3 protein-coding genes are annotated in these 2,874 nt (G+C 62.7%); all 3 read right to left on the minus strand.

The window, feature by feature from the left end; genetic code table 11:
* A partial coding sequence (locus TX78_RS00385; RefSeq protein ID WP_044492714.1) for a hypothetical protein occupies positions 1-293 on the minus strand: 293 nt, incomplete at its 3' end.
* Positions 294-743: 450 nt separating this feature from the next.
* Positions 744-1,937, minus strand: coding sequence for a methionine adenosyltransferase (gene metK / locus TX78_RS00395; protein ID WP_147640384.1), 1,194 nt, complete (start codon positions 1,935-1,937; stop codon positions 744-746).
* 80 nt (positions 1,938-2,017) lie between these two features.
* On the minus strand, positions 2,018-2,874 hold an 857-nt coding region (locus TX78_RS00400; RefSeq protein WP_276508316.1), incomplete at its 5' end, for a phosphopantothenoylcysteine decarboxylase domain-containing protein.

Below are 2,874 nucleotides of genomic sequence, written 5' to 3' on the forward strand. Positions count from 1 at the left end.
CGGCCAGAGGCAGCTGCGCCCTCGGCGGGGCCCGTTCCCATGAAGGCAGCATCAAGGTTCAGCGGAGTCTCTAGTGGAGTGGGAGTAGCCACCACCGGCAGGACCCCGGGTGCGAAGAAATCGACCGGCCCCCACTCCTGACGGGCATGGTCTGCAGCAGCTGGTGCTGAGCCCCGCGGGGTTCTCGCAGCAGAGCTGAAGAAGAACTCCGCAGCGGCACCCAGCACGGACTCTGCCAGGCTTCCCCTGGCATGAGCCCGCCCTATAGCGCGTGCTGCTGCGTTGATGTCCATACTTCAACCCTAAAGACAGGACCTGACACCAAACTCGGTCAACCGCCGCCGACAGCAGTCTCGGGCAGCGAAGGGTCAGGGGGCGCCTTGAATCGCGGTGAGGAAAAGTCCCACCAGACGGCTAGATCCGCACTTTCTAGAGAGCGAGCGAAAGCACCAGGACTGCGGTGGAGAAAGCAAGCATACCGAGGCAATTGATCCAGAAAGTCTGTCCGACGAAGTCGGCTCGAATGTGAGCGGCAGCGGCGCAGATGAAATAGACGATCAGGCCAACATTGCTGCAAGGCCGACGCCCGGAACCCACATTCCAACGATGAGCCCACACGCGGCGAGGATCTTGATGACGATGAGAGTCCACCAGAGGGAACGACCGGGCTTAGCGCCAGCCAAATCAACCGACCGCCAATATACGCAGGATACATCGCATGGCACTTAAGCGCCGCGCTGAGCTCAGGCGTCGAAGAAGCTCTTCAGCGCATCAACGCGGTTCAGCTGCTCCCATGGGAACTCCTCACGCCCGAAGTGGCCGTTCTTGGCCGTCTCGCGGTAGATCGGACGCTTCAGATCCAGGTCCTCGATGATGCCCAGCGGTCGCAGGTCAAAGACCTCTCCGATCGCCTCGGAGATCTTCGCAGGATCAACCTTCTCGGTGCCGAAAGTCTCCACGTAGATACCCACCGGGTGCGCCCGGCCGATGGCGTAGGCGATCTGGATCTCTGCCCGGTCAGCCAGACCCGCAGCCACCACATTCTTCGCCACCCAGCGCATCGCGTAGGCCGCGGAGCGATCCACCTTGGACGGATCCTTGCCGGAGAAGGCACCACCGCCGTGGCGGGCGAAGCCACCGTAAGTATCCACAATGATCTTGCGACCCGTCAGCCCCGCATCCCCCACAGGTCCGCCAATCACGAACGGGCCGGAGGGGTTGATAATCTCAGCCACACTGCTGATATCCAGTCCGATGTCAGCAATCACCGGCGCGATCACCGCCTCGGAGATGTCAGCCTGCAGCTGCCGCTGCTCGGTCTCTGCAGTGTGCTGAGCGGAGACCACTACGGTCTCCAGTGCCACCGGCTTCTCGCCGTCGTATCCGATGGTCACCTGAGTCTTGCCGTCGGGGCGCAGGTACTCCAGCTCACCGGACTGCCGCGCCTGAGTCAGCCGAGCGGAGAGCCTGTGAGCCACCGCAATGGGAGTGGGCATATAGCTGGAGGTCTCATTCGTGGCGTAGCCGAACATAATGCCCTGATCACCCGCGCCCTGTGCGTCACGGGGATCCTCCGCGCCGGAACGCGCCTCCAGAGAGTTGAACACTCCCCCGGCAATATCTGGCGACTGCTGGCCGATGCTGACGGAGACGCCGCAGCGCGCGCCGTCGAATCCATTGGCCGATGAGTCATAGCCGATGCCCAGCAGCGTCTCGCGCACGATCTGTGGAATCTCCACATAACCTTCGGTGGTGACTTCGCCAGCCACATGCACCAAGCCAGTGGTGGTCAGCGCCTCCACGGCAACGCGTGAATTGGGATCAACGCTCAGCAGGGCGTCGAGAATGGCGTCGGAAACCTGATCGCAGATCTTATCGGGGTGACCGATGGTCACTGACTCCGAGGAGAAAAGTCGCAGCGGGGATGAATTACTCACCGGGATATCCTACCGCCGCGTATGGACTCAGCTCCCGGTCCACGTCATACTGCGACTCACGGCTGAAACCGCAGCGGATCTCAGCTTCTCAGCAGCTGAGCAGCACGGGCGACGACGGCAGCCGCCGCCTCCTGCTTGCTTCCTGCCACATGCTCAGCCTGGGTCTCCCCCAGGTTCTGCTGCACGTGGTCTGCGGCGAGGATGTAAATCTCAGTGGTGTCCTGTCCGAAGACAAGGTTCTCCCCGACTTTATTGAGCACCAGCAGTTCGCACCCTTTGCGGGCCAGTTTCTGCTGCGCAAGCTCCAGGGGGTCAGTGCTGGCGTCGCCGGTCTCTGCAGCGAATCCCACAATCACCTTCGGTCCGCGGTGCTGCTGCGCTCGGCGTTGGACGGTGTCAGCGAGGATATCCGGATTCCGCTGCAGAGTGATCACCGGCGACGCGCCGTCGTCGGTTTTCTTGATCTTCGCCGCCGCATAGTCAGCGGGCTTGAAGTCCGCCACTGCAGCTGCCATCAGCAGCACATCGGCATCCTCAGCGGCGGTGAGCACTGCGGCCTGCAACTGATCTGCCGTTTCAATGCGCTCAACACTCAGGTTCGACTGCTCGTCAGGGGCTTGGATGTCCATCACGCCAGCGATGAGATGTACCTGCGCTCCGGCAGCGGCAGCCTCCAATGCGAGCGCCACGCCCTGCTTGCCGGAGGATCGATTGCCCAGGTAGCGCACCGGATCCAGCGGCTCACGGGTCCCGCCTGCAGTCACCACCACCGTACGGCCTGCCAGCGGCCCGGCGGTGGCCGGGGATACCTCTGGAGCATTCAGCAGCTGGGTGACCTGCGCATAAATCTCTTCTGGCTCCGGCATACGCCCAGGGCCGGAGTCTTTTCCAGTAAGCCGGCCAACTGCGGGCTCCATGATCTGGATACCGCGGCCCC

The organism is Nesterenkonia massiliensis (assembly GCF_000455245.1).
GTDB lineage: Bacteria > Actinomycetota > Actinomycetes > Actinomycetales > Micrococcaceae > Nesterenkonia > Nesterenkonia rhizosphaerae.